This is a genomic window from uncultured Roseovarius sp., from assembly GCF_913054395.1.
In the GTDB taxonomy this organism is placed as follows: Bacteria; Pseudomonadota; Alphaproteobacteria; order Rhodobacterales; family Rhodobacteraceae; genus Roseovarius.
This window is the reverse complement of record NZ_CAJXIP010000160.1, coordinates 1-6712: the sequence shown is the minus strand read 5'-3', so window position 1 is coordinate 6712 and position 6712 is coordinate 1. Positions and strand designations below refer to the sequence as shown.

The window sequence follows — 6712 nt, the reverse complement described above, 5'->3', positions numbered from 1 at the left end:
CTTTGATCATCTGGAGAACTGCGTCTGTGCTCATTCCCTTGGTCCTTCTGATTTTAATGTCAGGTAATTCTGTTTAAAGCGCGTCTGTGCCGGACTCGCCGGTGCGGATACGGATCGCTTGTTCGACGGGAGAGACAAAAATCTTACCGTCGCCAATCTTGTCGGTTTTAGCAGCATCAATGATGGCTTCAATGGCAGCATCGACCTGATCGGCCTCCAGTACCACTTCGATTTTCACCTTGGGCAGAAAGTCGACGACATACTCCGCACCGCGGTAAAGCTCTGTATGGCCCTTTTGACGGCCAAACCCTTTGACTTCAATGACGGAGAGGCCTTGGACGCCTACGTCCTGTAGCGCTTCCTTCACCTCGTCCAGTTTGAACGGCTTGATGATCGCTTCGATTTTTTTCATAGGCTCGGGCCTCCTCGGCTGTCGTTTCGCAATGTGCAGACCACTTCTCAGGGGCATGCTCAATCGGTTAGGGTCGGGAATGGCCGGGCAAGGGCTGGTGATAATTGCAGTTGCTCAAAAAATAGGCGAATTGCACTACAAATGTGCGAAATTGAATCGCAGAGGTTAGAGAATGAGCGAAGTATTGACCGCAGCCCAAATGCGTCGCGTCGAAATGGCGGCGATTGAGTCGGGCGAGGTGAGCGGTCTTACACTGATGGAACGCGCCGGGCGCGGCGTGGTCGAGGCGGTGTTCGAGGAATGGCCCGAACTGGCGCAGGCCCCGCACAGGGCGGTTGTGCTCTGCGGTCCCGGCAACAATGGCGGCGACGGGTTTGTCGTGGCGCGTATGCTCAGGGACTGGGGCTGGGAGGTGGCGGTATTCCTCTTTGGTGATCCGGAAAAACTGCCGCCCGATGCGAAGGTGAACTATGAGCGGTGGCGGGAGATGGGCGAGGTTGGCGACCTCAGGCGCGCTCCGAGGTTTTCTCATGAGGCGGATTTGTTTGTTGATGCGCTTTTTGGCACGGGCCTGCGGCGGCCTCTGGAGGGGGCGGCGCTTGCATGGGCCGCCGAGCGGGTTTCCGATCCTGACGCTCAGGCCAAAACCGTGGCCGTGGATATGCCCTCGGGTCTGTGCAGCGATAGCGGACGGGAATTGCAGGAGGGCACCGAGACGGTTCTGGCGGCGCTTACCGTGACCTTCCACAGGCCCAAGCTGGGCCATTTCCTTGGCTCGGGGCCGTTCAAATGCGGTCGCATGGCAGTCGTTGACATCGGGCTGAAGACGAGGGCGGGGGCAGAGGTCGCCCGGCTGGTTGCGTCGCCCCGGTCACATGTCTTGGGCAAGGCCGAGGCGGGCCACAAATACGGCCACGGTCACGCCCTGATCATTTCCGGTGGCGCTGGCCGGACCGGCGCGGCGCGGCTGGCGGCGCGTGCTGCGCTCAGGATCGGGGCAGGGGTGGTGACGCTGGGGGTGCCGGGATCGGCGCAGATGGAGGTGGCACTGCACATCACCGCGCTGATGCTGCGGCGCCTTGAGGATGGCGAGGCGCTGCGCGAGGCCCTGAACGACACGCGTATCAATGCGTTGTGCCTCGGGCCGGGGATGGGGATCGAGCGCGCCAGAGACCTGGTGCCGGTGGCGGTGCGCGCGCAGCGCAGACCCTGCGTGGTCTTGGATGCCGATGCGTTGACGGCGTTTGCAGGTGCGCCTGAAACCCTGTTCGGAATGTTGCATGACAAATGCGTGCTGACGCCCCATGCGGGGGAGTTTGCACGGTTGTTCCCGGATATCGCGGAAAAGCTGACTGCGCCTGCGATCAAGGGCCCGGCCTATTCCAAGGTGGATGCGACGCGCGAGGCGGCCAATAGGGCGGGCTGCGTTGTGCTGTTCAAAGGGTCGGATACGGTGATTGCCGCGCCCGACGGGCGCTGCAGCATCAATTCGGCCCAATACGGGCGCGCGGCGCCATGGCTGGCCACCGCAGGCTCTGGCGATGTGCTGGCGGGGTTCATGACCGGGCTGTTGGCGCGGGGATGGCCCGCAATGCAGGCAGCCGAAATTGCCGCGTGGTTGCACGTGGAGTGCGCCCGGGATTTCGGCCCCGGCCTGATCGCCGAGGACCTGCCCGAGGTCTTGCCCAGGGTGTCGCGCGCGCTTGGGGTCTAGGCTGCTTTCGACATGGTGCTGAGCGGTTCGCTCGCCAGTTCAAGACCGTCCACATAAAGCACATGGATGCGATCGAACCCGAGGGAATAAAGCGTCATCTCGAAATCTTCGATCAGGGTGACAAATTCGCCATCGACCAGGCGCGCAGCAGACACCATCGCTTGGGGCGCGCCAAACAGCGCCTTGGCCCGCCAGTCGCGCACCAGAATCTGTTGGTCGGCGGGCAGGGTCACGTCACGCTCTGGCCGGGTATGGCCAAGCGATCCGGCCTTGATGCGCACGGCGCGGGCGGTGATCTTTTGGGTCGCGACCTGCTGGACAACGGCCATGCCGCTATCGCGGGTAATCACCCGGTCGCCGACGCGGATGTCGCCAACGCGCTTTTCACCGTCAAGCGTAAGAATGATGCTATCGGCCATAAGACCGGTTGAATTCATAGGGGTCATGACGGCGATGCCGCCGTCTGTCCGCCCGACCGTTTTCGGTTTCATGGCGTTTCTCGCTTTGTTACTGCCTCAGTTTTGACACCACAATATGGCAAGAATTGGTTAATGTCGTGCCTTTTTTCGCCTGAACGGATTGGCCTGTGCCTCTCATTTTCCTCTCGCATCCGGTGAAAGGCTTTGCTAGATACCGCCGGAGCGGCCCCTGAGGGGTGGCAAGTCGTGCGGGTGTGGCGGAATTGGTAGACGCACCAGATTTAGGTTCTGGCGCCTTTGGCGTGGGGGTTCGAGTCCCTTCACCCGCACCACTTTGAAATCATTGACCATTCTCTGGTTTCTCCTCTGTATGATCCTGCGACTTCGGCGAAGTTTCGCAATTTGTTTCGCACTTTCCCGATTTGTCGCTGTTTCGTTCCCGCTTCTGCTGAGCCCGTTTAGACGCCTTCTTTTGGTCTGCGCCTGAAGCATATTTCTGTGCCATCTCAAGGGTCTTGTGACCTGTGACCGCCTGAATGTCGCGGATATCGACGCCCGCATCTGCCATCTCTTTGGCCGCTGTGTAACGCCAGCCGTGGGGCACCAGCCTGTCATCCCCATCCCTGACGCCAATCGCTTCGCGCACGTCCTCCACCGCCTTCTGCACCTGCCGCTTGCCAAGCGGTTCGGTCGCTGTCTTGGCTAGAATGTGCTGCCCGCGCCGAGGAAGCCCCGCGAGATATGCTTGCAACCGTTCCGGGCAGTAAACGTCGATCTTTGCACCCGTCTTTTGTTGGACGACCGACATATACTCGCCATCGAAATCGTCCCACTTCATCGCAACGCAATCCCCGAGCCGCTGGCCCGTGCCAATTGCAAGCTCATAGATTGTGCGAGCGACCAACAGGCCATGCTCTTCGCAGTGCCGCGCATAGGCTTCCAGCTTGGCCGCAGGCCACGCCTGGTACGTGTCGCCCTTGAGTTTGCGGATATTGGCCACAGGATTGCGGTCAACCCACTCAATATCCATTGCGCGTTGCATGAGGATCGACATCACGGCAATCCGCTCATTGGCCTTCGACCACGTATCTTTCAGCTCATCACGCACGCGCAGCGCATCGGCCCGCTTGAAGTATCGGACATCCTTGGCCCCGTTCTTTTCTCGGATATCTTCGCAATGACGACGATAGTTCTTCTTCGTGTCCGTAGCCAATTCCTTGAATTCGGCACTGGAATAGTAACTGACGATCAGCGCCTCCCATGTCGTCTTGACGATCCGCTTGCTCTTGCCGTTGCGAATAGCCCAGTACTTTAGAGCGAATTCCTCGGTGTCGGGATCATCAGGTAACCGCACCCGGAGCTTGCCCTTGCGAAAATAGATGTATGTCTTTCCTTTCACCGTCTTGAATTCAAGATATGGGAGATTGGGGCGCTTCATACCACAAACGCCTCCTGCTCGATCTTGCTGCCCGTCAGGACCGCCTCGATCTCGGCCACCACCCAGAGGGAATGCTTTCCAAGTCGGATAGGTGGGGGAAGCGCACCTTGTTCGACAAGAGACAGGAAGTCCTGCAAGGACAACGACAGCATCCGCGCCGCTTCCTTCTCGGGTACCGCTAGCTTCAATAAGGAACGGGACAAGGCAAGACACCTATGACTTTTGAGCGAGGGCAGTCATCGATCATCCCCGACGGCGCTTTGGTCCGGAGTGACCATGTTCCGCTCGATGAAGTCGGCGATTGCATCGTCCGGTAGATAGAATGCCCCACCGATCTTGATGTGTTTCAGTTGGCGCGCGGCCATAAGATTTCTGATCCGACGCTCTGGCCACCCGCTCTTTTCTGCGAGTTCGCGCGGTGAAAGTAGTGAGCAACTCGACACAGCTCTTCCCTTTCGTGCAAAAATTCGCGATGCTGGGTTAAGAGCAACGCAATAGTGTAACTTTTTGCACGATAGGGCAGCATGAGGCACACGTCAACGGGTTTGGAGTTCATCGGCGCACGAATGCGCTCAGCACGAGAAGTCGCCGGCCACTCCCAAGCAAAGTGCGCCGCGCTCCTTGATGTGTCTGAGCGATCCTACAAGAGCTATGAACTAGGCAAACGTGAACCGTCTCTGAGGACAGCCGTCGACTTCTCCGAACGTCTCCAGATTGATCTGCGCTGGCTGATTCTTGGCGAAGAAACGGTGCCGACAAGCAACCTGATAGACCTGACGGAAGAAGTAGCCGCCGCGCTTTTTGAGCAGGCAACTGCTGGATCGCTCACGCCCAAAAAGTTTGGTCGCATCACCCGCTACGTGCTTGAGCAAAGCATTGCCAAGGGCACTGACCCGCAGACGGAGGCAAAGGAAGTGCTCTCCATCTTTCAAGATGAGGCAGAGGAGTAAGTGATTTGGACTACGCACAGCGGATAAACCGGTTGGCTGGCCGTCTTCACATTATGGGAATGGCTTTTGCACTTGTCGCAGCGATAATCTTTTTGATGAGACGAGACCCCGAATTAGACTTTACAGCCTTACTCGCCGCGGCACTTATTGCCGCTGGCCTCACTGCCGGACTAACAGGTGATTACTTGCTCCGGCTGATCCGAAAGCATCCCGACGTCGATCAACAGACGTTCTAGCAGCGCGCATAATTTCTATAGGTTGATGTGCTAATTTTCTCTGAAGTTGGTTGAAGATGTCCGAAATTGAAGAAAACAAACTACGCTTCAACCCGAAGGCCCGGATAATCAGAACTATTGGGGATCAATTGATCAGTGGCCCCGAGGCCGCTGTTATCGAATTGGTTAAGAACGCCTATGATGCAGACGCAAACTTCGTTGAGATTAAGTTCACTCCACCTCTTGTCGCCGGTCGAGGGCGGATTTCAATAACTGACGACGGGCACGGCATGTCGCTGGATGATATCCGGTTGAAGTGGATGGAGCCTGCAACCGCGTCGAAGGTGAAGGATCGCCAGTCGCCATCGAAGAGGCGGAAAATGATGGGATCCAAGGGGATCGGTCGTTTCGCTGCGGCGAAATTAGGCGGCAAAATGGCTCTGACGTCCACGGTTAGATCTAGCGAGGAAAGCACTGCCGTTCTGATACCTGAACTTGACTGGAGCATTTTCAGCGATGATGTCTATTTGGCGGACATCGCAATCGATTATCTGGTTCAGGCAGTCGACGAGCCAACTGGTACCACTATCGAAATCATCGAGCTTCACGAGAACTGGACGAAGGAAAGAATAAGCAAGCTCTACGCGGAGCTTAGGCGACTTCTTTCGCCGTTCTCAGCATCGCATGAGAAAAGCGACGACTTTTCAGTTTTCCTTGATCTTTCCGAGTGCGACAGGAACTCAACAGGTTTCGATCCTGAAGAAATCCTTGACGGTTCGGAAGCCGCCCAAGCGCATGTCTCCTACCGAGGCGGAGGCCGCCGAGTGCACCCGTTTCCGTTGCTCTCCGCATGCGACTACGAACTCAGTGGAACGTTTGCTCCAGACGGATCGTTCGAGGGATCATTTACCGTTCATCGAGCTGGCCGGGGTGTCGAGCCAATCAAGATACCCGGTGCCGGGATCAAACAGCATGAAAGTCCCGGAAAGGTCGATGTCCAGCTCTACCTGTTTGACAGGGAAGCTGATGCTCTGAAGCACAATATGAGAGCGGCCGGACTGGGTGAAATGAGTGCAACCGAAGCACGAAGGTTGCTCGACAGCATCTCTGGAGTCGCCATCTATCGTGAAGGTTTCCGGGTAAGACCCTACGGGGATCCGGAAAACGACTGGTTGGCACTTGATACGCGCCGTGTCCAGGACCCATCGCTTCGGATTGGCCACAACCAAGTAGCCGGCTATCTAAAAATCGAGGGCGAGCAGGACTCGCATCTTTTAGAACGAAGCAGCCGAGAAGGTTTCGAGGACAACGCTGCGTTCCAAAACCTAGCCAAGCTGGTGAAGCGCTTGCTGGCCGAGGTTGTTGAGCCGAAACGCTTTGATTTTCGGGAGAAAGCTGGAATCGCTCGATCCCGGTCCACCTCGTTTGACGAACTCAAAGAACTCTCTGAACTGAAGCGCGTCAGAAAGTTCCTTAATTTGCTTCAGCCCAAGGAACGGGAGGAAGCTGAGCGCATCATAGACAAAGAGTCCCAGCGCCTGTCTTTGCGCATTGACGCGATGCG

7 protein-coding genes and 1 tRNA gene are annotated in these 6712 nt (G+C 57.4%); 4 read left to right on the top strand and 4 right to left on the bottom strand.

Annotation, left to right across the window (positions count from 1 at the left end):
- Window positions 1–73: 73 nt before the first annotated feature.
- Entirely contained in the window at window positions 74–412 is a 339-nt protein-coding gene (locus tag QZ522_RS16455; protein WP_009808533.1) for a P-II family nitrogen regulator, read from the bottom strand.
- 172 nt (window positions 413–584) lie between these two features.
- On the opposite strand from QZ522_RS16455, the gene QZ522_RS16450 reads away from it, so the two are divergent.
- Complete coding sequence (locus QZ522_RS16450; protein WP_294614066.1) at window positions 585–2126, top strand: NAD(P)H-hydrate dehydratase; 1542 nt, start codon at window positions 585–587, stop codon at window positions 2124–2126.
- Here the strand turns inward: QZ522_RS16450 and QZ522_RS16445 are convergent.
- Window positions 2123–2617, bottom strand: a complete 495-nt coding sequence (locus tag QZ522_RS16445) for a Hint domain-containing protein (RefSeq protein WP_294614063.1) — start codon at window positions 2615–2617, stop codon at window positions 2123–2125. The two genes, QZ522_RS16450 and QZ522_RS16445, sit on opposite strands and share 4 nt — an antisense overlap.
- A gap of 176 nt (window positions 2618–2793) precedes the next feature.
- On the opposite strand from QZ522_RS16445, the gene QZ522_RS16440 reads away from it, so the two are divergent.
- Window positions 2794–2877 (top strand) — tRNA-Leu (locus QZ522_RS16440).
- A gap of 8 nt (window positions 2878–2885) precedes the next feature.
- Here the strand turns inward: QZ522_RS16440 and QZ522_RS16435 are convergent.
- Window positions 2886–3983, bottom strand: a complete 1098-nt coding sequence (locus QZ522_RS16435) for a tyrosine-type recombinase/integrase (protein ID WP_294614061.1) — start codon at window positions 3981–3983, stop codon at window positions 2886–2888.
- A complete protein-coding gene (locus QZ522_RS16430) occupies window positions 3980–4186 on the bottom strand; it encodes a hypothetical protein (protein ID WP_294614058.1) in 207 nt (68 codons plus the stop codon). Before QZ522_RS16430 ends, QZ522_RS16435 begins: the two co-directional genes overlap by 4 nt.
- Before the next feature lie 342 nt (window positions 4187–4528).
- On the opposite strand from QZ522_RS16430, the gene QZ522_RS16425 reads away from it, so the two are divergent.
- Together QZ522_RS16425 and QZ522_RS16420 are read left to right on the top strand one after the other, a co-directional pair.
- Complete coding sequence (locus QZ522_RS16425) at window positions 4529–4933, top strand: helix-turn-helix transcriptional regulator (RefSeq protein WP_294614055.1); 405 nt, start codon at window positions 4529–4531, stop codon at window positions 4931–4933.
- Between the two features lie 292 nt (window positions 4934–5225).
- Window positions 5226–6712: ATP-binding protein (locus tag QZ522_RS16420; protein ID WP_294614052.1), on the top strand; the 1487-nt coding region annotated here is incomplete at its 3' end.